23 protein-coding genes and 2 pseudogenes are annotated in these 22755 nt (G+C 67.2%); 15 read left to right on the forward strand and 10 right to left on the reverse strand.

Going from position 1 to position 22755, the window contains the following annotated elements; genetic code table 11:
• The first annotated feature begins 75 nt into the window (after positions 1-75).
• Positions 76-465, forward strand: coding sequence for a BlaI/MecI/CopY family transcriptional regulator (locus tag ACFSXZ_RS03765; protein ID WP_378261239.1), 390 nt, complete (start codon positions 76-78; stop codon positions 463-465).
• Positions 462-1472: a M56 family metallopeptidase gene (locus tag ACFSXZ_RS03770; RefSeq protein WP_378261241.1), complete on the forward strand. Its 1011-nt coding sequence runs from the start codon at positions 462-464 to the stop codon at positions 1470-1472. Before ACFSXZ_RS03765 ends, ACFSXZ_RS03770 begins: the two co-directional genes overlap by 4 nt.
• Before the next feature lie 55 nt (positions 1473-1527).
• On the opposite strand, the pseudogene ACFSXZ_RS03775 reads toward ACFSXZ_RS03770, so the two are convergent.
• From ACFSXZ_RS03775 to ACFSXZ_RS03785, 3 genes and pseudogenes are all read right to left on the reverse strand, one after another.
• Positions 1528-1770 (reverse strand): annotated as a pseudogene (locus tag ACFSXZ_RS03775) (undecaprenyl-diphosphate phosphatase); the annotation flags it as partial.
• Between the two features lie 104 nt (positions 1771-1874).
• A complete protein-coding gene (locus ACFSXZ_RS03780) occupies positions 1875-2318 on the reverse strand; it encodes a polysaccharide deacetylase family protein (protein WP_378262743.1) in 444 nt (147 codons plus the stop codon).
• Between the two features lie 239 nt (positions 2319-2557).
• On the reverse strand, positions 2558-3397 hold the full coding sequence (locus ACFSXZ_RS03785; RefSeq protein ID WP_378261243.1) for a helix-turn-helix transcriptional regulator: 840 nt from the start codon (positions 3395-3397) through the stop codon (positions 2558-2560).
• Between the two features lie 159 nt (positions 3398-3556).
• Here ACFSXZ_RS03785 and ACFSXZ_RS03790 point away from each other — a divergent pair, with 159 nt between their 5' ends.
• From ACFSXZ_RS03790 to ACFSXZ_RS03800, 3 genes are all read left to right on the forward strand, one after another.
• Positions 3557-3790, forward strand: a complete 234-nt coding sequence (locus ACFSXZ_RS03790; protein ID WP_378261244.1) for a hypothetical protein — start codon at positions 3557-3559, stop codon at positions 3788-3790.
• Positions 3790-5124, forward strand: a complete 1335-nt coding sequence (locus ACFSXZ_RS03795; RefSeq protein ID WP_378261246.1) for an MFS transporter — start codon at positions 3790-3792, stop codon at positions 5122-5124. Before ACFSXZ_RS03790 ends, ACFSXZ_RS03795 begins: the two co-directional genes overlap by 1 nt.
• 366 nt (positions 5125-5490) lie before the next feature.
• Positions 5491-6453 (forward strand): class I SAM-dependent methyltransferase, encoded by a 963-nt coding sequence (locus ACFSXZ_RS03800; RefSeq protein WP_378261248.1) that lies wholly within the window; start codon positions 5491-5493, stop codon positions 6451-6453.
• A 1312-nt stretch (positions 6454-7765) separates the two neighbouring features.
• On the opposite strand, the gene ACFSXZ_RS03805 is transcribed toward ACFSXZ_RS03800, so the two are convergent.
• Genes ACFSXZ_RS03805 through ACFSXZ_RS03815 form a run of 3 tightly spaced genes read right to left on the reverse strand, consistent with a single transcriptional unit; the run spans position 7766 to position 9308 of the window.
• Entirely contained in the window at positions 7766-8461 is a 696-nt protein-coding gene (locus tag ACFSXZ_RS03805; protein ID WP_378262745.1) for a GNAT family N-acetyltransferase, read from the reverse strand.
• Entirely contained in the window at positions 8461-8904 is a 444-nt protein-coding gene (locus ACFSXZ_RS03810) for an LLM class flavin-dependent oxidoreductase (protein WP_378261250.1), read from the reverse strand. Before ACFSXZ_RS03810 ends, ACFSXZ_RS03805 begins: the two co-directional genes overlap by 1 nt.
• Positions 8901-9308: an LLM class flavin-dependent oxidoreductase gene (locus ACFSXZ_RS03815; protein WP_378261252.1), complete on the reverse strand. Its 408-nt coding sequence runs from the start codon at positions 9306-9308 to the stop codon at positions 8901-8903. Before ACFSXZ_RS03815 ends, ACFSXZ_RS03810 begins: the two co-directional genes overlap by 4 nt.
• A 203-nt stretch (positions 9309-9511) precedes the next feature.
• Here ACFSXZ_RS03815 and ACFSXZ_RS03820 point away from each other — a divergent pair, with 203 nt between their 5' ends.
• Positions 9512-10120, forward strand: a complete 609-nt coding sequence (locus ACFSXZ_RS03820; RefSeq protein WP_378261254.1) for a DsbA family oxidoreductase — start codon at positions 9512-9514, stop codon at positions 10118-10120.
• A gap of 9 nt (positions 10121-10129) precedes the next feature.
• On the opposite strand, the gene ACFSXZ_RS03825 is transcribed toward ACFSXZ_RS03820, so the two are convergent.
• Together ACFSXZ_RS03825 and ACFSXZ_RS03830 are read right to left on the reverse strand one after the other, a co-directional pair.
• Positions 10130-10327, reverse strand: coding sequence for a TetR family transcriptional regulator (locus ACFSXZ_RS03825; protein ID WP_378262747.1), 198 nt, complete (start codon positions 10325-10327; stop codon positions 10130-10132).
• Between the two features lie 249 nt (positions 10328-10576).
• The gene (locus ACFSXZ_RS03830; protein WP_378261256.1) at positions 10577-11476 is read right to left on the reverse strand and encodes a TauD/TfdA dioxygenase family protein; all 900 of its coding nucleotides are present in this window, start codon (positions 11474-11476) and stop codon (positions 10577-10579) included.
• Between the two features lie 285 nt (positions 11477-11761).
• Here ACFSXZ_RS03830 and ACFSXZ_RS03835 point away from each other — a divergent pair, with 285 nt between their 5' ends.
• A complete protein-coding gene (locus ACFSXZ_RS03835) occupies positions 11762-12328 on the forward strand; it encodes a YceI family protein (RefSeq protein WP_378261258.1) in 567 nt (188 codons plus the stop codon).
• Here the strand turns inward: ACFSXZ_RS03835 and ACFSXZ_RS03840 are convergent, their stop codons facing one another.
• Both ACFSXZ_RS03840 and ACFSXZ_RS03845 read right to left on the reverse strand, forming a co-directional pair.
• Complete coding sequence (locus tag ACFSXZ_RS03840) at positions 12329-13342, reverse strand: MsnO8 family LLM class oxidoreductase (protein WP_378261260.1); 1014 nt, start codon at positions 13340-13342, stop codon at positions 12329-12331. It abuts the gene before it with no gap.
• A gap of 175 nt (positions 13343-13517) precedes the next feature.
• Positions 13518-14111 (reverse strand): TetR/AcrR family transcriptional regulator, encoded by a 594-nt coding sequence (locus ACFSXZ_RS03845; protein ID WP_378261262.1) that lies wholly within the window; start codon positions 14109-14111, stop codon positions 13518-13520.
• A 171-nt stretch (positions 14112-14282) separates the two neighbouring features.
• On the opposite strand from ACFSXZ_RS03845, the gene ACFSXZ_RS03850 reads away from it, so the two are divergent.
• The 8 genes and pseudogenes from ACFSXZ_RS03850 to ACFSXZ_RS03885 all read left to right on the forward strand — a co-directional run bounded on the left by ACFSXZ_RS03850 (position 14283) and on the right by ACFSXZ_RS03885 (position 22651).
• Positions 14283-15923, forward strand: a complete 1641-nt coding sequence (locus ACFSXZ_RS03850; protein WP_378261264.1) for an ABC transporter substrate-binding protein — start codon at positions 14283-14285, stop codon at positions 15921-15923.
• Entirely contained in the window at positions 15920-16876 is a 957-nt protein-coding gene (locus ACFSXZ_RS03855) for an ABC transporter permease (RefSeq protein WP_378261266.1), read from the forward strand. The genes ACFSXZ_RS03850 and ACFSXZ_RS03855 overlap by 4 nt, the downstream gene beginning before the upstream one ends.
• Entirely contained in the window at positions 16873-17757 is an 885-nt protein-coding gene (locus ACFSXZ_RS03860) for an ABC transporter permease (protein WP_378261268.1), read from the forward strand. Before ACFSXZ_RS03855 ends, ACFSXZ_RS03860 begins: the two co-directional genes overlap by 4 nt.
• Positions 17754-19598, forward strand: a complete 1845-nt coding sequence (locus tag ACFSXZ_RS03865; protein ID WP_378261270.1) for a dipeptide ABC transporter ATP-binding protein — start codon at positions 17754-17756, stop codon at positions 19596-19598. Before ACFSXZ_RS03860 ends, ACFSXZ_RS03865 begins: the two co-directional genes overlap by 4 nt.
• Positions 19599-19603: 5 nt before the next feature.
• Complete coding sequence (locus tag ACFSXZ_RS03870) at positions 19604-20152, forward strand: hypothetical protein (RefSeq protein WP_378261272.1); 549 nt, start codon at positions 19604-19606, stop codon at positions 20150-20152.
• Positions 20152-21438 carry a hypothetical protein gene (locus ACFSXZ_RS03875; RefSeq protein WP_378261274.1) on the forward strand — a complete coding sequence of 429 codons (1287 nt, stop codon included), beginning with the start codon at positions 20152-20154 and terminating at the stop codon, positions 21436-21438. Before ACFSXZ_RS03870 ends, ACFSXZ_RS03875 begins: the two co-directional genes overlap by 1 nt.
• 108 nt (positions 21439-21546) lie before the next feature.
• Positions 21547-21939, forward strand: a pseudogene (locus tag ACFSXZ_RS03880) (IS256 family transposase); the annotation flags it as partial.
• A 256-nt stretch (positions 21940-22195) separates the two neighbouring features.
• Positions 22196-22651: a VOC family protein gene (locus ACFSXZ_RS03885; RefSeq protein WP_378261276.1), complete on the forward strand. Its 456-nt coding sequence runs from the start codon at positions 22196-22198 to the stop codon at positions 22649-22651.
• Positions 22652-22755 lie beyond the last annotated feature (104 nt).

Here is a 22755-nt window from a genome sequence, read left to right on the forward strand (position 1 = left end):
CCGTCGGAACGAGGGTTCTTGTCACACAGGCCCATTGCGGCTCCCCTGATACGACAGCCGTGTAGATTGACGGTTATGCGGGATCGGCGAGAAGAACCGGTGCGGCGTGCCCCCGGTGCGCTGGAAGCCGAGGTCCTTGCCGTGCTGGGGAATTCCGCCGGGCCGTTGTCGCCGTCGGAGGTGCAGGCGAGACTGCGGGGTGACCTCGCGTACACGACCGTGGTGACCATCCTGACCCGGTTGCACGACAAAGGCATCGCCAGCCGCGAAAAGCACGGGCGCTCGTTCCGTTATCACGCCATCGACGACGAAGCCGGGATGGCGGCGCGGAAGATGGCGAAAGTACTCGACGGCGAGCCCGACCGGGGCAGCGTCCTGGCCCGGTTCGTCACGCGCCTGTCGAAGTCGGACGAAGCAACGCTTCGTGCGCTGCTCCACGGCGACGGCGAAGACCACGCCCGATGACACCGGACATCATGGTGCCACTGGTGCTGCCGCTGGCGGCCTGGCCGGTGGCGCGGTTCGTGGCGCCTCGGCTCCCACCGCGGACAGCGAGCCGGCTGCTCACCGGTTCCTGTCTCGTCCTCGCCGCGGGCAGCACCGCAGCTCTTGCCCTGCTTGCCCTGGCCGGGCTGCCCCAGGTCCCGTTCGTCGCCGCGGTCGGGCACCTGTCACCGCAAACCTTCCGTGAACAGGAAGGCGTCGGCATCCCCGTCTCGATCGCCGCCGGGATCGCGCTCGCCGCGCTGACCGTTCTGCTGGCCCGTACGGTCATCCGTTACCTGCGCTGGACACGGCGGCTCACGCGCGAACTCGACGCCCACGACGGTCACCGCGACGGCGAGGTGCTGGTGCTCGCCGGGGCCGAGCCGCTGGCGTTCGCCGCACCCGGACGAGGCGGCCGCATCGTGGTGTCCAGCGGCATGCTGGCCGCCCTCCACCCGGACGAACAGCGCGCGCTGCTGGCCCACGAACGCGCGCACCTGGCCTCGCGCCACCACCTGTTCCTCATGGCGCTGATGGCATCCACCACGCTCAACCCGTTGCTGCGCCCGCTCGCCACGGCCACCGGATTCGCCCTCGAACGCTGGGCCGACGAAACCGCCGCCCACCACGTCGGTGACCGAACCGTCGTCGCGCACGCGGTGGCCAAGGCCGCGCTCGCCGGCCAGCCCCAGCACGGCTTCGCCCTCGCCGCCACCAGCGGCCCGGTCCCCCGCCGCGTCTCCGCCCTGCTGAACAACCCCGCCGGGCACCAGACGCCGGCCCGCGTCCCCGCCGCCCTGCTGAGCGCGCTGGTCCTCGGCATCACCGTGCTTTCCGCGCAAACCGCCCTCGACAGCGCCGCGGACCTTCACGACGGCATCGAGCAGGCCCAGGGCGCGACCGCGAACCGTGTCGCCGCGGCCACCGATACCGGCCGGGCGGGACACCGGCCCCGCCCGCGCCAGGATCAGGCGAGACTGAAGTAGGCCAGGCAACCCAGGCCGGCGATGACGCAGTAGATCGCGAACGGGGTCAGCGTGCGATGATGCGCACCCAGTCCCGGCGGAAAAAGACCACCAACGCCACCGCCGTGGCCACATGCATGGCCACCAGCGTGTCCAGATACGGTGACCCCTTCGCGGACATGTCCAGATCCCGCGCCCAGCTCCCGCCGACCAATGCCGGCACCAGCACACTATGACCGAGGCTGGACACCGGAAACAGCTCGCTGACCCCCTGCAGCAGACCGACCACGATCATTTCCGGATACGTCAGAACCGACATCGACCCACTTCGACCCTTCGTCTCGGCGCCCGTCACGGGATCCCCGGTAAACGCCACCGCTTCCGGCCGCTACCCCGTATTCAACTACTACATCGACTGTAGAATTACGACAACACTGTAGTACCACACAGGCCCGCCACAGACCGCCACAGTCCTCGCCCTCCTACCGTGTGCTCGGCCAGGGGACCCACGCGCAGCCCGCGTGCGGCACAGGCGTCGAGGATCGGGTTGAGCGCGGCGAGCGCCGAGCGCCACGAGCCGGCGCTTGCGGCGTGATCGGAGTCGTGCAACAGGATGGTTCCGCCGCCGCGGAGATCCTTCAGCACGGTTCGCGTCACCGAAGCACCGGTGGCACGGCGAGTCCAGTCGTAGCCCCAGCAGGTCCACAACACCGGGGTGAGCCCGAGCCGCCGAGCGGCCAACAGCGACGCGCCACTGAACACTCCGTACGGCGCGCGAATCCATTGCGGACGGTGGTGCGACGCGTTCTCGATCACGTCGCAAGCCCGGGCCAGATCGTCGTGCACCCGGCGTGGGCCGTAACGCAGAAAGCAGCGGTGTTCTTAGGTCACATGCGGAGGATGATTGGCGGAGGCGAATGGGGAGATATTGTCCTTATTTGTACGGAAGGGGGACGTTGATGAATCGTAGGCGATCACGTGCAGTGGTGGCGCGGTTGGTCGATCAACTGCCGTTGATCGACTCCCCGTGGAGTGTCGACGATCTGTGCACCTGGCTCGCACGACAGCGGCGCCGCCCGATACTGCTACACGCCATGCGATGAGGATCAGCTCCGTGGCTGGATGGTGCGGCGGGTGGCGGCGATGGAGCCGAGCAGGGTCAGGGCCTCGGCGCTGGGTGTGCCCTGCACGGCGTGGTACACGATCAGCTGTTGTCCGGGTGCGCTCCGCACGTCAAATGCCTCGTAGGTCAGCGTCAGGCGCCCCACGTCCGGGTGCTGGAATTCCTTCGGCTCTCGGCTCTTGCCGCGCACGTCGTGCCGGTTCCACAGCTCTCGGAAGGGGGGACTGTGCCGGCTCAGCTCGTTCACCAGTTCTAGCAGACGTGGATTGCGGGCGTCGTATCCGGCAGCCACGCGTAAGTTGGCGACCGAGGCATGGGCCGCGCGCTGCCAGTCGGCGAAGAACTCGCGGCCCGCAGGATCGAGGAAGGCCATCCTGATCAGGTTGTCCGCCTCGGCGAAGCCTGAATGCAGTGCCTCGGCCAGTTGGTTGTGCGCCAGCAGATCCATTGTGCGGTTGACGACGTATGCCGGGGTCGCGGGCCATGCCTCCATGAGCCGCAGCAACTCGGGACTGACCTTTTCCCGGACGCCTGGATCGGGGCTCGGCGGTGTCAGCCCGGCCAGCCGGTACAGGTGGCTGCGGGCGTCGTCGTCCAGGCCCAGCGCCCGGCTGAGCGCGTCCAGCATCTGTGGCGAGGGATGGCGTTCGCGTCCTTGTTCCAGCCGGGCGTAGTAGTCCACACTCACCCCGGCTTGCACCGCGACCTCCTCGCGGCGCAAGCCGCTCACCCGGCGGTAGCCGGAACCTGCCAGTGTCGCCGGATCCGGCTGCACCTTCGCACGCTGCGCCTTCAAGAACGAACCCAATTCCTCGCCGACCACGCTTCAACTCTACGTCGGCACCGCGAATGGTTCCTGGGTGCGCGACACCCAGGAACACCGCGGTCTGGTTGGCCGGTACCAGACCCAACACCCTGGATGAGCGGCCTTACGAAACCACCGGCAGCCGCAGTCGACCAGCGAAACCGCAGGAGGAAGTTCATGTCCGAGGCCGGCTTCACCGGCAAGACCGCGATCGTCACCGGAACCGCGGACGGCAACAACGCCCGCGGCGCGTTCCTCCGGTGTCGCGAGGCCTTCCGGCGCATGGCCGGTAACGGTGTGGGCGCGATCGTGTGCACCACGTCCGAGGTGGCCACGATCGCAGGCGAGCTTCGTTACCAGCTCCCTACTCACCGCCCTCTGACGGACCGAAACGTCATGGGCGCACGCTGATGACACATTCGCGTGCGTCGTTCGTCGCCGCGTGCCTCGGCGCCTTCGTGGTCTATCTCGACGTGAGCGTGGTCAACGTTGCCACCACCGCGATCGGGCGCGATCTCGGCGGCGACCTCGTCACGCTGGAATGGGTGGTCAACGGATACACCCTGTCCTTCGGTGCCCTGCTGCTTACCGGGGGCACATTGAGCGATACCACCGGCGCCCGAAGGATGTTCCGACTGGGGATGGTGGTGTTTACGCTGTCCTCACTCGGATGCGCGCTCGCCCCGGCGCAACCGATCCTGATCCTCTCGCGGATCGCGCAGGGTGTCGGCGGCGCACTCGCCGTGCCGGCGACCCTTTCCGTCGTACGGGCGGCGTTCCCGGACGAGCACGCGCGCGCACGGGCGGTCGGCCTCTGGGCCGCACTCGGCGGCAGCCTCGCCCTCGCGGTCGGCCCGGTCGTGGGCGGCGTGCTCGTGGAACACCTCGGCTGGCGGGCCATCTTCCTGGTCAACGTGCCACTTGGCGGGACGGCGCTCACGCTGGCCCGAACCGGGTCCGGGACACCGGAGGGCGTCGCCCGCCGCCGGCTCGACCTGCCGGGACAGGCGCTGGCCGTCGCGGGCTTGGCCGCCCTTACCGCGGGCCTGGTCGAGGCGGGCACGCTGGGCTGGTCGGCGACACCCGTTGTGGGTTGCCTCGCGACCTTCGCGCTCAGCCTGGTGGCCTTCCTGCTCGTTGAACGGCGGAGCGCAGCGCCGATGCTGCCGCCCAACCTGTTCCGCCGCACCGGATTCTCCGCCGCGACCGCGGCCGGCACGCTCGTCAACTTCGCCTTCTACGGGCTGATCTTCGCCCTGAGCCTGTTCTTCCAGCACGCCTGGGCGCTTTCGCCCGCGACAACAGGGCTGGCGTTCCTGCCGCTGACCGCGAGCCTCGGTGTCAGCAACCTCGCCTCCGCACGCTTGAGCACCCGGAGGGACACGCGGACCGTGATCGTCGCGGGGTGCGCGGCGGCGATCATGGGTTGCGGTGGGAGCGCTGCGGTCGCAGGGCATCACTCGTACCCGGCGATCCTGCTCCCACTGCTCGTCGCGGGAGCGGGCATCGGGCTCGTCGTGCCCGCGGTGACCGCCGCGATGCTCAGTGCCGCCGGCCCGACTCAGGCCGGCATCGCGGCAGGTGCCTTCAACACGCTCCGCCAAGTCGGCGGGCTCGTCGGGGTCGCCGTGATGGGACTGCTCGGCGGTACCGGGGAAACGCTCGGATCGATCCAGGCATGCCTGCTCGCCGCCGCTGTCGCACTTGCGGCGGCTGGCGCCACCTCGGCCCTTCGATCTCGGTGACCCCGCCGAAGAAATGTTGGAATACCGGCTGAGAACGTGGCGCTTATCGACAAAATGGCCTCACGACGATGACGATGCGTTACTCGTAAACACTCGGTAAAAATCGTACCCCCGCTCACCGAAGACCGGATAACGCGGATCATGAATGGCTCGACCAGCGGTGATCCGATAGCTGGTGTGGATTGATGCTGGCGATCGTTAGCGCCGATGTGGTTTCTCTCGTTGGCCGAGTGCGTTCAACGATTCCAGTTCGAGCTGGCTGACGGACACCGGGCTGGCCCGATGCCGACGGGCACCGGGCTGAGGTGAACTCCTGGCGGAATACTACTGATCTTGGCAAGCCCCACAGACAGGAAAGGTCTGCGCATGTCCGTGCCAACTCCGTCCTCCGTCTTCTCGCTGGACCTGAGCGACGACCCGTCCACCACCTTGGAAGCCTTGACCTGGGCGCTGGCGGCCCTGATCGCCACCCTGGACGACGCCGCCACGAAGCCGCTGGCCGACGTCCTGGCGGCTAACCCGCAGCGCACCGCCGTGCTGGAAGCGGTCGGGCTGATACAGCGGGACGGGGACACACTGATTCTGCACCGGTCGTACCAGTACCCCGACGGCCCGACGAGCCGCAGCGCCGCGCAGGCGCGTCTGAGTTCGCTGCGCCAGGCGGTAGCGGCGGCTGCGGGGGACCAAGGCGAGGCTGGCGGCTGGGCGGACCAGGACGACGAGGTGCTGCGCAATCAGGGCCGCGCGTCCGCTGGCACCGGCCGCGCCGCCGCCAGCAAGGTCGTCCCCGCCCTGCCCGGTCTCGCGGACCGGCTGGACGCACCGGGCAGCCGCATTCTGGACGTCGGCACCGGCATCGCGGCGCTGGCCCTGGCACTGGCGGAGGCGTTTCCCCACGCCGAGATCGTCGGCATCGACGTCTTGGAGCGTGTGCTGGAACTGGCGCGCAGGGAACTGGCCGACGCTGGCACCGAGGCCGCCGGGCGCGTCACGCTGCGGCACGCCGATGTCGCGGACGTGGCGGAGCAAGCCGCCTACGACATGGTCTGGCTGCCCGCCCCCTTCCTGACAGAGGCCGCCCTGACCCAGGCCCTGCCACGGCTGATCGAGGCTCTGAAGCCGGGCGCCTGGATCGTCGTGGGCACCAACCCGGCGGCCCCCGACCCCTTGCGTCAGGCCGTCGCCGGCTGGCACGCCGTACGCAACGGCGGCAACGCCTACGACGCCGACCGGATCACGAAGACTCTCACCGCGTATGGCCTGCGGAATGAACAGGAATTCCCCACGGTGCCGGGTGGGCCCGTGCTAGTCGCGGCGCAGCGCGGCTGAAGGCGATGCTGCAGGAGACGACGCGTGCGGTGACCAGCCAGCCCTGGCCGAGGGCCGGGTCAACCTGCTCAGACCATATCCGCCCGTTTTTCGGCGAGTCGGGGAAGTGCCGCCAATCGCAGCAGATGCGATTGACCGCCGGGCACGTCGATCTCGAACGGTCACTCGGTCAGTTCCGAGGATCCCGCCGGCGCTCGGCTGGCGGCAGTGCTGTTTTCATCGCGTTGGCGAGGGCCTTCACATGCTCGGGTCCCTTGTCGAGAGCACGCGCAAGATGGCGGAGAACAAGGATGCGGTAGACGAGCCAACACAGTGAGGGCACGACAGTGCCGACGATGCCGAGGAGCCAAACCCCGAACAAGGCAACCTCCACCAGGCTACGCTGACTGCCGACTGGGCTCGGCGGACAGAACAACCTGGGTGGTAAGCGCTTGTTCAGGCGGCGTCATGGTCTGGTGAGAGTGGTGCCCAGCGCACGCTTCCCTCGATTCTTGTGTCCCCAGCGTCCAGCCGGAGTGCAGCGAACGATGTTCAACGTGAAGGGCGCCGACCCGGCGTTGACACGTTCTGACGGTCACGCCAGCCAGAGGACCATCAGCAGGTCGACGCGGATCCATGGCCTGCCGCTTGCTCAGCACGCGCTGTCCCATGTGGGAGTTGGGCGTGCATCTACGATGCGAACTCATGATCAAAGAATCGCGTGACGACGCGTCCTTGAGAAGGGCATCCGGCTCGGATGTCAAGGGGAGGATTGCGGGAGGATTGCGGGAAGTCCCAACATAGACAATTAATTGTCAATGTTGGGAACCGATCCTTTTCCGACACCACCGCCGGCGCGAGGCGACTGTGGATTTCCGAACCCGTGTGCACGGATGATCTGGGGTTTCGTTGGCGTGTGCAGGGGACTATGGAGTCGCGGGATTTAGCGAAGTCCTCTGTACTACGGTCACTTGCGCTCGAATTCGTGTGCACAACAGGGTGGCAGGGCTGAGGCGAAGTCGTTCCCGGACGCTGTGACCTGCTGAGATAGGTTGCGACACACCGATGTTTCGGTGTTGTGGGGCGGGCACGGCATGACCGCTGATCATGAAGATTTCCTACGCCTGTTCGACCTGGAGCCTTGCCGTGCCCGCTGTGCCATCGTCACCCATCACCGCCCTCGCCGTCCACGCGGACACGCTCAGCGCGCTCGATGACGCGTCCCCAGCACGGTCAGTACGCCAAATGGCTCGCGGCCTGGAACCTCGGCGAGGAAGCAGTGCGGACCTCTTTGGTCAATCCGGCCGGGCTTCCGCTAGGCAACTCCTGACGGTCAGTCCGGCACGGCTTCGGCAACGGCCGGCACCCGGAAGGCCGTGAACGCCGGCCGTTGCCGAAGCCTGAAGCCCAGCGACTCGTACAACCGGATGGCGTTGGTGTTGGCCGCCGCGGCGTGCAGGAACGGGATCTTACCCCGTTCCCGGATTCCCGCCGCCACGGCCAGCACCAGCCTTGTCGCCAGTCCCTGCCCGCGAAACGCCGCGTCGGTGCAGACCGCGCTGATTTCCGTCCAGCCCGGCGGGTGCAGCCGCTCCCCGGCCATCGCGATCAGCACACCGCCGCGCCGGATCCCCAGGTAGGTGCCCATCTCGACGGTGCGCCGCCGGAACGGGCCGGGCTTGGTCCGCTCGACCAGCGCGAGCATCTCCGGAACATCCGCCGCGGTCAGCCGAACCGCTTCCGGATCAGGCGCCGCCACTACCCCGGCATCGACCATCTGCACACCGGGAACCCGGTCCACCAGCTCCCAGCCCGGCGGTGGCGCGAGGCCTCCCCCCACCGAAACCGTCGCCCCGGGGCCGGCCAGCGCGGCAACGTCCGCCCATACCCGCTCGTCCGCTTCCGGTGAAACCGCAAGGAACGGCGCCACGTCGACCGCGTAACGCACGGCTTGGCCGTGGCGTTCGGCGAAGCGCGCGTGCGGCCCGGTCAGCGCGGCCCAGGCCGCGTTGTCCAGAACAGACACCATCATGCCTTCCATTCAGGGCCGGGAATGTGCCGCCTCAGCGCGGGCGCGATGTCGCTCTGGAACAGTTCGAGGGTTTCGCGGTGCTGCTTGTCCGTCAGCCCGTCGCCGTCGGCTTGGACGTGCAGCACCTGATGCCCGAACTGTTCGTGGTAGCGGAGCACCTTTTGGATGATCTGCTGGGGGCTGCCGATCAACGCCGAGCTGCGCTCGACGAAATCCTCGAGCGTGGGGAAGACGATGTCCAACCCGAGCGAACGTTGTAATGCCGACCGCGCCTCGAAGATCGGCCGGTACACCTCCCGGGCCTCCTGCGAGGTCTTGGCGGCGAAGAACCCGGCCGTCCCCGCGCCCACGATCGCCGTGGCCGGATCGTGCCCGTAGAAGTCCCACCGTTCCCGGTAGTACCGGATCAGCTCGGCATACGGGTCGATCGGGTTCGTCACATTCGCCGAGAACAGCGGGTCACCCCACTTGGCGGCCAGGTCCACCGATGCTGCGCCGAGCCGTTGCCCTTGCCGATGATCAGTTCCAGCCGCCCGCCCGAAAGGTGATCCAGCGTCGAGTAGTCCTCGAAGGCGCGCACCGGATCGAGAAGACTCAACGTGGTCACTGCCGTGAACAACCGGATCCTCGACGTCCGCGCGGCGATATGGCTCAGTACCACCGGTGGTGACGAAGAGATGAACGGCCGCTCATGCCGCTCCCCCACCCCGTACCCGTCGAACCCGAGTTCCTCGGCCAGCACGGCGTTGTCCACCACCCGCCGGAAACGCTCGGTCGTGGACGGCAGGACCCCGGACACCGGATCGGGGCCATGCGTGATCAGTGTGATGAGCAGGAACTTCACCGTTGCCTCCCTGGCGACACACGGTGCTCAACATTCCGGCCCTCCTCGGGATTTCACGTCCCATCCCGTGAGAAGCGCCGGCCGAATCGAAGTTCCGGTTGGGGAGCCGCCGAGCAAAACGTGTCGGACGAACATCCATAAGGAATTGTTTTCTCATCAGGTGAACACGGGAACACGACCGCGCCGGTGTGAGTTCGGTCAGTATGACTGTTACCTTCGCCGTCACCTGGGACTACCGGTGCCCGTTCGCTCGGAACGCGCACGAGCACATCCTGACCGGCCTCGCCGTGGGGGCCGACTGGCACGTCGATTACCTGCCGTTCTCCCTCGGCCAGGCGCACGTCGAAGAGGGGCAACCATCGGTGTGGGAGAAGCCTGAGCAGGACAGCGGGATTCTCGCACTGCAGGCAGGTCTCGTCGTGCGCGACGAATTCCCTGAGCGGTTCCCCGACGTACACCGCGCCCTGTTCTCGGCGCGCCATGACGAGGGTCGGCACCTCGAGGACCGCGCCGTGATCAAGCAAGTGCTGACCGCTCAAGGTGTGCCCGCGGCCGAGGTATTCGCCCGCATCGACTCCGGCACCGCTCTGGCACAGGTCCGCTCCGAGCACGAGCAGTACGCCGATTCCCACAACGTCTGGGGCGTGCCCACCTTCATCACCGGGCAGAAGGCGGTGTTCGTCCGGCTGATGAACCGCGCCCCGCTCGGCGCCGAACCGGAACCGTCGATCAGCACGATCGAACGAGTAGTCGACCTCAGCCGCCACTGGGTCGAACTCAACGAGTTCAAGCACACCTCCATCCCCCGCTGATCGATCATTCTACTGTGGACGCGCCAACACCGGTCGCGCGCGCCGGAGTCCACGCTTTCCGTGTTTGTCGATCAGCGCATCTCTGGCGTCGGCGACCTGGGTGGCGCGCTCGGTGAGGACCGTCGAGAACAACTGTTCCTTGTTTTCGAAGTGGTTGTAGATCGTGCGCGTCGACACCTCCGCCTCGGCCGCGATGACCTCGATGATCGCGGGCGAGGTACCCGACCTGGCCGGACACGCCCCGAGCCGTAGAGATCACCCCCTTCACTCGCGCAGTGAACCGATTTCCCACGAATTGGACCATTCAGCAAAGGCAACGACAGGATCGGCCGGAACATCCTGGTAATGATTTGACGTTTTTCTGAAGAAGTGGCCGCCTGGACTTCTCGAGTACCAAGGATCGGTGGCCGCGTGATCCCGGGCGTCAGGCCCGGAGGGTTCCTTGATCAGTTGGCGTCAGGAGTTCGTGTAGTGGACCGCCTCGTCGCCCTCGAGGAGGCGGCTGGATTCGCCGTTGGTTCCCCTCGGGATGTCGCCGGCGATGGTAACCCGGTGCAACAGCCGGGGCAGGTCGCCGTAGTCGTCGGCGGCGTAGTGCTGGGTGATGCGGTTGTCGAAGAGCACAAGGTCGCCGGGAGCCCACCGCCAGCGCACCACGTTCTCCGGCCTGGTCACGTATTCCTGCAGGATACGCAGGATGTCGGCGGATTCCGATGTGGACAGTCCGACGATGCTCCTGGCGAAGGCGCCGATGAACAGGCCGCGTTCACCGGTCTCCGGGTGGACGCGGACCACCGGGTGCGTGGTGCGGTACGTGCGGGAGGCGAAGGCGGTGCGGTATTCCGCGACCGCCTCGTTCGCGGGCGGCTGGAGGTAGTCGTAGTCGTTGGTGTGCACCGCCCACAGTCGATCGGTGAACTCGCGCAGGTGTCCGGGCAGGTCTTCGTAGGCGGCAGCGGAGTTGGCGATGAGGGTGTCGCCCCCGTAGGGCGGAACGACCAGACTCCGCAGGCTGGTGGCCTTGGGCGGGGCCGGCACGAACGTGACGTCGGTGTGCCACCGGTTGGATCGGACACCCTTTTCCCCGTCGACCGGCAGCACGTGCGGCTGCCCGGGCACGGACGGCACGGTCGGATGTGCGCCGGTGAGGTCGCCGAAATGCGCGGCGAAGCGGGTATGGTCGGCATCGGAAAGGTCCTGGCCCCGGAAGAACAGGGCCTTGTGCGCGAGCAGCGCGGCGCCGAGTTCGGCCACGAGGTCCGCCGGGAGAGCGGCGGCCAGGTCGATGCCGGTGACTTCGGCACCGATGCGCCCGCCGATCCTGCGGACCTCGATACCGGTATTGATCGCGGTCATGGAATTCCTCCCTTGGGCGGTGTCCGTCACAGCACGTGCCCGTCCAGTCAGCCACGTCCCAGGACGACTCGATGATGCTTTTCTTCACCCTGAAAGAAAACTGTCGCCGGTTACGGCCCAGTATGTGGACGCGGCTTGTTCTCCCCTGACCGGGCACGACCCGCATACACCATCCCCGTGGGGCTTTCCAGACGTTGAGAAGAAAGGGATTGCCGAGAGACTTCGCACGCCGATGCCGGTTAGCCTCCAGTCATGACAGCGCGACCGGAGGCAGACGGAGGGCAAATGGCTGTGGCGGCTGAGATTCCTGGTTACGCCCCAGGAACCTGGGACATCGATCCGGTTCACTCCGATGTGTCCTTCGTCGTGCGTCACCTCGGACTGACCCGTTTCCGCCGGAGCGTGGAAAAATACCGGGGAGAGATCGTGACGGGCACTTCCCCCCTCGACTCCTCCGTCGTCGCCTCGGTCGATCTGACCTCCTTGGACACCGGGCTCGAAACGTTCAACCGGCATCTGGCCGGGCCGGATTTCCTCGATCTCCAGAACCACCCCACCGCCGAGTTCTCCTCGACCGGCCTGCATGCCTCGGGGCAGGACTTCGCCCTCGATGGCGAACTCACCATCCGCGGTATCACCAAACCGGTGACCTTCGCCTTGCAGCTGCACGGGTTCGGCGAGGGCATCAAGGGCGAGTCCAAGGTGTCCTTCTCCGCGTCCACCACCATCCGCAGGAGCGACTTCGGGATCACCTTCGATGCCCGGCTCGGCAACGGGCGGCTCATCGTCGGTCAAGACGTGCAACTCCTGCTGGAGATCGAAGCCGTGCTGCGCGAAACAGCCACCGGCTGATCAGCCCTGGGGGTCGACCTTCGCGAGCGCCTCGGCGATCAGCTCACGGGACCGGCTACGCAGATCGAAGTCAGTCAGCATGTCCTGGACCATCACTTCGGTAGCCCCGGTAGCGCGGACGATCGGTTCCAGCTGCGCCCTCAACGAGTCCGGCGTGCCGGAGATCTGCGGTGGTATCACGGACCCCTCCACCGTACTCGGTTGTCCTTTGTGGACGTCGTCGAGCTCCGCCGTCGCCTGGGCGAGAGTGGGGATCGGCCGATCACGTCCCCCGGCACGCAACGCTCGAGCGGGCCAGGTCAGCCGGTGCGCGAGCTCCTCGTCGTCCGCCGCGACGATGTTCAGTGCCAGCACGGGTCGTGAAACCCGGGCGCCGAACGGCGTCTCGACGAAGCTCTGCCGGTACCGAGTCAGCGCGGAGCGCGCCATCGCGGGGTTGATATGCCCGCCGAACACATAACCGATCCCCAGCCTTCCCGCCAACCCCGCGCTGTTACCGGAGGATCCGAGCAGCCAGATCTCGGGAGTGCCCTCGATCCCATGGGTGAGGTCGATCCGCGCGAACGGATGCCCCGGGTCGAAGGCACGGTGGTAGTAGCCGACGATCTCCTCGACCTGGTCGGCGAAGTCGTCCACCTGCCGTGAGGTGCGATCACGGAGAAGCGCGTAGTCGATCAGCGGTGTCGCCGTCGAGCGACCGAGACCGAGGTCTATGCGCCCGGGCGCGAATGCCTCCAGCATCAGGAGGCGCTCAGCGACGCTGTAGGGGCTGTAATGGTTCAGCAGGACCGCCCCTGATCCGACGCGTATCCGCGACGTGTTCTGGGAGGCCACAGCGATGAGCGGTACCGGATCCTGGGCGGCGTACCCGGTGCTGTGATGGTGCTCGGCGTACCAGATCCGGTGATAGCCCAGGCTCTCGGCTTCCTGGGCCGCCTCGATGGCGTGCGCGAGCGCCGCTTGCTTGCTTGACCCCGGGGCCACGGGAGCCAACTCCACAAGGGAATACCTCATGGCACGAGCCCTGCACCATGTTCGGCGAACACGCGGGTCCTCCTCCAACCAGAACTGGGGGCTATCCCCACTTCTGGTCCGACACTAGGCACGCGCTCGCCACTTCACAAGTACGCCAGGCGCCTGACTGTCGAATTTGGACACGACGGTCGCGGAACGCCTGCCCCGAGGAAGCTCAGTCGCCGCCGAGGGCCGACGCTTCTCGAATGCCGTCGGTCAGCACAGCGAGGAGCCGGCCCGCCTGAGCACGTTTGTCGCCGGCATGCTGAGTCGCCCAGGCTATTCCGAGCACGTGGGCGAACAGATCGTCAGCCCTGACATCACGGCGCAGCTCCCCCGCGTCCTGCGCCCGCGTGAGCAACCGGGTGGCCGAGACGCGCATACCCGCACACGACGCGTACAGCGCCGAACTCTCGTCGCGCATCGCCGACTCCAGCGGCTCCGGCAGGCCGAGCAACGACTGCGTGTAATCGAGAAACTCCGTGAGCCACAGCGTGAAGGCTTCACCCGGCGGCTCTACGCGCAACAAATCTTGCGCCCTGCGTCCGAGTTCGTCGTGCAGGTCGCGGAGGACGACCTCCAGGATCGCTTCCCGAGTCGGAAAGTTGCGGTACATCGTCGCGTTGCCCACGCCGGCTTCCCGCGCGATGGTGTCGAGGGGCGCGTCCACCCCCTGCGCGGTGAAGACCCGCATCGCGGCCTCGACCAGACGCTCACGGTTACGCCGCGCATCGGTACGGCGCGGCGGGCTCGTCGGTGTTCGCGTCACGGTTGGCGTCCCCACATCTCACATCTTGGACGACGTCAGTCTATCCGGACCCGTCCCATAGACTCCCCAAGCAATGTGGGGACACTCCCCAGTTGTGGCATTCCGCGGCCCTGTTCGGGTCAGGCGCTCGGCAGCCCGGTCGGCGCGCCCTGATGAAGGAGCAATGTTCCGATGCCAGCATCGAAGATGGCGCGCTGGAGCGCCATGGTGGTCGGCGTGGTCGCCCTGACCACGACAACCGTGGCCTGTGCGTCCTCGAGCGAAGGGACGGGCGGCGGGAGCAGCGAGCCCGTCCACGGCGGGGAGTTGACCTACCTGGTCGATCAGGCACAGCTCACCCTGGATCCGGGCGTGAGCCCGGCCGAGGTCACCGGGCTGATCGACCGCAACATCTTCGACTCACTGGTGGTGCAGGCGGGGCCGTCGACCTTCCAGCCGTGGCTGGCGACGAAGTGGACGATCTCCGCGGACGGGCTGGAGTACACCTTCGATCTCAAGCCAGGGGTGAAGTTCAGCGACGGCACCCCGTTCGACGCGGGCGCGGTCAAGGCGACGCTGGACCACATCGTGCAGCCGGAGACCAAGTCCCAGTACGCCGCTTCTCTCATCGCCCCGTACAAGAGTTCCACGGTGATCGACGCCTCCACCATCAAGATCACGTTGTCCAAGCCATTCCGGCCGCTCCTCCAGGCGCTCTCCACGCCGTTTCTGGGGATCCAGAGCTCGAAGGCCTTGGCGGTGCCCGCAACCGACTACAAGCCCGTCGGTACCGGGCCTTACACGTTCGTTTCCTGGACCCAGCAAAAGGATGTCAAACTCACTCGCAACCCCGACTACGCCTCGCCACCGTCGAACGCGCCTCACACCGGCTCGGCCTACCTGGAGACGCTGAACTTCAACTACGTCGCCGAGGACACCACCCGGTACGGCGCCCTGACCAGCGGACAGGCCCAAGGGATCGACGGCCTGCCCCCGATCCGCGTCAAGACGGTGCAGTCCAATCCGAAGCTGGAGGTGCTCAAGGGCGACATTCCCGGCGCCGACTACAGCATCTTCTTCAACGTCAAGAGCCCGCTGACCAGTGACCCGCTGGTCCGGCAGGCGTTCCAGGCCGCGATCGACATGCCGGCACTGGTGCAAAGCATCTACTTCGGTCAATACGCGACGGCCAAGAACGTCCTGGCGCCCTCCACCGCCGACTACGACCCCGAAGCGGAGAAGTCCCTGCAGGCCTATGACCTCGCCAAGGCCAGGCAACTCCTCGATCAGGCGGGATGGGCCAGCACGAACGCGGACGGATACCGAACCAAGGACGGCAAGGAGTTGAAGCTCGTCTGGCCGTCTTTCGCACTGCTCAACAGAGACCAGCGGGACGTGCTCGGGCAGGGTATCCAGGCGAAGGCGAAGGAAGTCGGCATCCGTGTCGAGCGTCCGAACCTCGACGAAGGCGCGTACTCCGACGCCGTACTGAACGGCGGCTATGACCTCCTGGACGTCAGCAACACCCGGGCCGATCCCGACATCTTGCGCTTCACTTTCGCCTCCGATGCCACTTTCTCCAAGGGCGGCGCCAACATCTCGCTGGCGAACTCGCCGGAACTGGACGGCTGGATCAACGAGGGAGCGGCGACCTCGGACGCGGCCGTCGCCAAGAGCGATTACGCCAAGGCCCAGGCCTACGTCCTCAAAAATGCCTACGTGCTGCCGGCTTATGTCGCGCCATACCTGGTGGGAGCGTCGGCGAAGCTGCGTGGCGTCACCTTCGACGCTCAGGGATTCCCGCAGTTCTACGGCGCCTGGATGACCAGGTGAGGGCGCATCTGCCGCCCTCGGCGCGATGGTGGCTGCGCCGCCTGATGCTCGGGATCTTCGTGATCTGGGGCGCGGCCACCTTGGCGTTCATCGGACTGCACCTGCTCCATGGCGATCCCGCCCGGGTGATCGCCGGGGGTGGCGGGATGATCAGCGGCTCCTCCGTCCGGCTGCTGGCCCAGATCAACCGGGAGTACGGATTCGACCAGCCACTCCCGGTCCAGTACGGGCGGTTCCTCGGCCACCTCCTGCACGGACAACTGGGCACGTCCTACCAGCTGAACCAGCCGGTGAGCTCAGTCATCTTCACGCAGCTGTGGTCCACGGTTTCCGTGGCGCTGGGGGCGGCCGTGCTCGGGTTCGCCCTGGCGCTGGTCCTCGCCCTGAGCAGCGCGGGCAGGCCCAAGACCCGGGCATTGCTCTCCACGCTGGAACTGGTGGCCGTGTCGACCCCGAGCTTCTGGGTGGGCATCCTGCTGCTCGCCGCGTTCTCCTTCCGGCTGCAGTGGTTTCCGGTGCTGGGCAACGAAGGGGCGCGCTCGCTGGTGCTGCCCTGGGTCACCCTCGCTCTGCCCATCGCCGGCACCCTCGCCCTGGTGATGCGCGACGGGCTCGAGCGGGCGCTCGATCAGCCCTTCGCGACGACCGTGCGCGCTCGCGGCGCGACATCGGCCCGGCTCAAGCTGCGTCACGCCCTCAGACACGCGCTGCTGCCCGTTCTGACCCTGTCAGGATGGACACTCGGCAGCCTGCTCGGCGGTGTGGTCGTGGTGGAGACGGTTTTCGCGCGGGCGGGGATCGGTCAGGTCGCGGTCACGGCGGTCAACGGCCGCGACCTGCCGGTGGTGACCGGTGTGGTCCTTCTCGCCACCGTCGCCTTCGTGGTCATCAACACCGGGGTCGACGTGCTCTACCGGTTCGTCGACCCGCGGCTGAGGACGGTTCCGCAATGACGGCGTTGACGCGTGGGGACCTGCCTCCTGAGCTTGCGCCGATCAGCATCAGCCGGAGACGGCGCTCGCCGCGCGGAGCGCTGCGGCCCGGACTGGCCGTCGTCGTACTCTACTTGTCACTGATCTGCCTGGTCTCACTGTTCCCCGGCCTCTTCGCGAGCAACCCTGGCGGCATCGATCCGGTGAACGCGTTGCAGGGCCCCAGCGCGGCGCATGTCTTCGGTACCGACCAACTCGGACACGACATCTTCGCCCGGGTCGTCTACGGTGCCCGCGCCTCGCTGACACTCGGGCTCGGCGCGACGGCACTCGCCGCGATCGCGGGCGTCGTCTGGGGCCTGGCGGCCGGACTGGGCGGGCGGATCGCCGACGAGGCCGCGATGAGGCTCGCGGACATCTTCATGTCCGTGCCGCCCACCCTCATGGCGCTGCTGATCGTCGCCATCGGCGGGGCCGGCGGGGTCAGTGTCGCCGTCGCCATCGCCGTGGCCCTGTCCCCGGGATTCGCCCGCGTGGTCCGCGTGCAGACCCTCGTCGTCTCCCGTGCCGGTTACGTGCAAGCGGCCACGATTGCCGGGCTGCCACGCCACAGCGTGCTCGTCCGCCACATCGTGCCCAACGTCCTGCCGGCGATGCTGGTACTGGCCACCATGAACGTGGGCCAATCGATCATCGCCGGAGCCTCGCTGAGCTTCCTCGGGCTCGGTCCCGAACCCTCCTCCGACGAATGGGGCTCGATGTTGTCGCAGGCTCGTGACTACCTTTCCGACGCCTGGGCACCGGCCGTGTTTCCCGGCCTCGCCATCACACTGACCGTGATCAGCATCGGCGTGCTCGGCCGGGAGCTCCAGACCCGCTTCGAAGGAAGGGGCCTCCGATGAGCCCACGCCTGGACGACGCGCTGTTGACCGCACGAAACCTGTCGGTCCGCTTCACCATCGGCCGAGGTGTGGTCGAGGCGGTGCGCGGCGTGGACCTCGCGCTGCCGGCGGGCCAGTGCCTAGCGGTCGTGGGCGAGTCGGGGTCGGGCAAGAGCGTCATGGCTCGATCCCTGGTGGGGCTGGCCGGGCACACCGCGACCGTGAACGCCACGGAACTGACCTTCGAGGGACAGCGGTTGCTGGACAACAGCGAGCGGCAGTGGCGCCGGCTGCGCGGGGCGCGCGTCGGTTTCGTCATGCAGGATGCGCTGACCTCGCTGGATCCTCTGCGCCGGGTCGAAGACGAGGTCGCCGAACCCCTCACCGTGCACGGCCTGCTCGGCCGGCGTGGTCTCCGCGACCGGGTCATCTCCCTGCTGGCCGACGCGGGCATCCCCGATCCCGCGCAGCGGGCCCGCCAGTATCCCCACGAGCTCTCCGGTGGCCTGCAGCAGCGCGCCCTGATCGCCTCGGCCATCGCCGCCAGCCCGTCGCTGGTCATCGCCGACGAGCCGACCACCGCGCTCGACGTCACGATCCAGGCACAGGTGCTCGACCTGCTGGCGGCCAAACGTGACGCCGGCACCGCCGTGCTGCTGATCAGCCACGATCTCACCGTGGTGGCACGGATGGCCGACCAGATCGCCGTCATGTATGCCGGACTTGTCGTCGAACAGGGCCCGGCCGAGCAGGTCCTGGGCAGCCCCACCCATCCCTACACCCGCGACCTGCTGGCCGCCGCGCCGTCCTTCGGCAGGAGGGTCCGTCCCACCGGTGCCGCCCTGGCGCCACCGGCCGCCGGACCGGGCTGTCCTTACCAGACCCGCTGCCCGCTGGCCGACGACTTGTGTCGTTCCGAGTTGCCGCCCCTCACCGGCACCGCATCACGGGCCGGAGGAGTGCGGTGCTGGCATCCCCTGAAGACCGACGCCGGCCTGGCCGATCACCCCGTCGTCACCAGACCGGCACCGGCCACCGGTCGCACGGTCCTCGAGGCCGACACGATTTCCCAGCGTTTCCGCTCCCCCGACGGCAGCTGGCGCACTGCCGTCGATGAGGTCTCCTTCTCGCTGCGGGAAGGCGAGGCGCTCGGCGTCCTCGGCGAGTCCGGGTCCGGCAAGACCACGACGGCCCAGATCGTGCTCGGCATGCTCACCCCCGCCAGCGGGGAGGTGCGGCTCGACGGCTCTCCGTGGTCTTCACTGCGCGAGAACCAACGACGGTCGCGCCGGTCCCGCATCCAGCTCGTGCCACAGGATCCCCTCAGCTCGTTCGACCCACGATTCACCGTCGAGCGCATCATCGGGGAAGGGCTCGGCCATCCCGGACGACGAGGAGCCTCCGCCAACCGGTCCCGCATCGTCGAACTGCTGCACCGGGTGGGGCTCGACGACGCCATCTTGGACCGGCGCGGCATGCAGCTCTCCGGCGGGCAACGTCAACGCGTGGCCATCGCCAGGGCCCTCGGGCCGGAGCCGGAGATCCTGGTCTGCGACGAACCCGTCTCCGCACTGGATGTCACGATCCAAGCGCAGATCCTCGACCTGTTCACCACCCTGCGCCGCGACCTCGGCGTCGCGCTGCTGTTCATCTCCCACGACCTCGGCGTCATCCACCAGGTCTGCGACCGTGCCCTGGTGATGAAGGACGGCGCGATTGTCGAACACGGGGCCGTCTCCGACGTCCTGCGATCACCCAAGCACCCCTACACGCGAACGCTCCTCGCGGCTCTCGACCCGACCCACCCACCGGCCGGCCCGACCTTGGGTCCGCGCCAGGCCTTCACCTCAACCGAAGGATGACCGAAATGACAAAAGAAACGACACCGCCCGCAGCGCCCAAATGGACTTCGGAGGCCATGAACACGCCCGAGAACACCGACGAAATGGCCCGCCGCATCCGGACCGCCCTGAACGTCGACTTCGAGATGTACCACAGCGTGCATCACACCCTCTTCGCGGCCGTCATCGAGGTGGCGATCGCCCCGTGGGAGCAGCCCACCGACCAGCACGAATACACCGTCCTGGACCACGACACGGTCGCCGGGGAGGGCAACTACGGCGCATTCCTGCGTCGCACGATCCCGGACCTCGCCATCGCCGGCACCGCCACCGCGCGGTCCGCCGACACGATCGTCGCCGACTACACGATCATCGGCACGCTGCCCGACGGCCCCCTACACCTGCACACCGAGGCGACCCTCAACGTCGAGAACGGCAAGGTCGTGCGCTACCTCGTCCGCCACCACGCGGCCGAGTGGCAACGCTTCCTCGCGGCAACCGGCAACCCGTACGAGGGTGGCGGGATCCCCTCGGCCGAACTGGACAAGACCGACGTCGTCAACGGAGACGCCTGATGACGCTCCGTATCAGTGCTGCAGAACGGAAAGCGATCCGGGAACTGCTGGAATTTCCACTCCTGGCAAGCATCTACGGACGGCGATCACGCCGGTTCCCGGTAGGCGGAGAGGTACCGGCCGGTGAACTTGCCTTCCGCAGCAACAAGAAGCCCCAACCGCTCAGCGAACTCGAGCGAGCGCTCGTGCTCGCGACGGTAACCGGGGTCACCGGCTGGAACTTCGGCATAACCCATCATCCCGGCTACGCGCCGGCGTTTCCGAACTATCCAGGTTCAGCCGGCGGACGGACCTTCCCTTCGGCAGCAGGCTTTCACACAACCGAATTCTTCTTCACCGACGACTCCGGCACCTACTTTCTGTCCACTCGCGACGAAGCACCTGCGGTGGAGGTGGACGACGGGAAGGTCGACATCGACGCCTGGCTCGAGACCACGTCCGCGCGCTACCGGAAGCTGTCGTCGTCGCGCATCCATCTCCCCCGGCAAGAGCCGTATCTCGAGGGCCACAACACCTGGATCGCCAACCATCCGGGCTCTTTGCTGGTGATTCCGGTGGCAGACCTGGCACAGCACCTCATCGCCAACCTGGCTTTCTTCCTGCAGAACGGTTACGCCGTCTATGACGACGTCCATGACCGCCCGATTCCCGGCGTGGAGACCTTTACCGACCTCCGGCACGCCGGCGATCCCTTCCCCCTCTCGTTCGCCGAGCAGTACACCCTGGCGGAAGCCAGCGCCGAACTCATCACCAGCGTCTACAACGGCCACCTCCTCCTGGGGGCAATGGGACTCGGAGGCTGGACCTTCGATGGCATCGATCGTCTCTCGATCCTCGGGGCCTCAGGCGATCCGGAGGTTCCTGGCCTGGAATTTCACGTCGAGCACGACGACCGCTGGACGTTGCCCAACCCCACCGGCCTGCCCGGCGTGTTCGAAACACTGTCCCGTCCACACGTCCGTGACGCCGACGACGCGGTCGAGAGGTTCGCCCAGCGGAAATTCGGCAGGGGCGGGCCACTGAATGCGCAGACCCCAGGCCCGTGGAAAGACAACGCCAGGGTACGAGGTTCGGCCGCACCCTACGATGCCCGTTTCCTCGAACGGCTGGCGCTCCAGGTGCGCTACATCGATGACGTTTTCGGCAAAATACCCGGCACGGTCCCCACTGTCCATATCCTCAACTACTTACAGGCGCAGCACATCGACACGGACTTCTACGACCACCACTTCGCTCCCGGCGCGTACCTGTCGACCCATCGCGATCACCAAGGGAACTGGCATTAATCCGCTTGGTTCACCGGCCAGGGGGAGAGGCTTTCGCCGCCTGGCGTCCAACGGTACCCTCGGCTCATCCGCTCTCGAACCTCAACTTCCGGCGCTCCACCACCAATGGGAGAGATTCAGAAGCACCTGTCGGAGATCTACGGGGTGGAGGTGTCGCGTGAGCTGATCTCGAAGATCACCGACAAGGTTCTTGGTGAGATGACTGAATGGTCTTCGCGGCCACTGGAACGCGTGTATCCGATTCTGCTGATTGACGCGATTCATGCGAAGATCCGGGAGGGTCAGGTCGCGAACCGGCCGATTTAGGTGGTGGTCGGCGTCAACCTTGCTGGTGAGCGTGACGTGCTGGGCCTGTGGGCGGGCACCGGTGGTGAGGGGGCCAAGCACTGGGCCGGGGTGCTGGCCGAGCTGCGTAACCGCGGGATCGAGGACGTCCTGATCGTGTGTTGCGATGGGCTGAAAGGCCTGCCCGAGGCGATCAACGGTGCCTGGCCGCTGGCGCTCTACCTGTTGTCCGGGTTGACTATCCGGTTATGCGCTCGCCGTAGAAATATCCAGCCGGTTCGGGCGGGCCCGGGCCCAGGCAGGCGGCGGGCTGATAGCACGATGACGGAAAACTGCTACGGTCGGTGGATTCCTGGAAACGACGTATGCGGCCGTGGCGGCCCTGCTGACCGGGATCGCGCCGCGTTGGAGGCCGATCTCACCGCTGGGACGACCGGCGACTGGCGGCCCGACGATCCCGCAGGAGGCATCAGTGACGGATCACGACGACCTTCCCGCGCCGCGGGTAGGCCTGGTCATAACGCATTTCCTGACTGTGCGCGATGTCGCGGTCTCGCGCGAGTTCTACGCCGGCATCTTCGGCGGGCAGGTCGTGCTCGCCGAGAATCCCGCTATCGTCCGGATCGCCAACAGTTGGATCATCTTGAACCCCGGCGGCGGGCCTACCCCGGACAAACCGGACGTCGTGCTCACTCCGCCCCGGCCCGGCGACCCGGTATCGGCGTTCCTCAACGTCCGTGTGGCCGACATCGCGGCGTTCTATGCCGACGCCCGCGCGAAAGGCGCGGAATTCCTCACCGAACCCATCGACCGCAAAGCCGAATTGCGGTGCTACCTCCGCGACCCGGACGGCTATCTCATCGAAATCGGCCAGGCCACCGGCATGCTGCACGGCGTTTTCGCCGACCGCTCCCCGACAGCCGACTAGGTCGTCGGGAGACTGTAACTTCAACGTCGTAATTGCGCCGGAGTCCGCAACCCGAACCCGCGACAGGTAACCCCGCAGCGGGTAGCCCCATGCTCGCTGCCACA

The organism is Amycolatopsis pigmentata (assembly GCF_042684065.1).
In the GTDB taxonomy this organism is placed as follows: domain Bacteria; phylum Actinomycetota; class Actinomycetes; order Mycobacteriales; family Pseudonocardiaceae; genus Amycolatopsis_E; species Amycolatopsis_E pigmentata.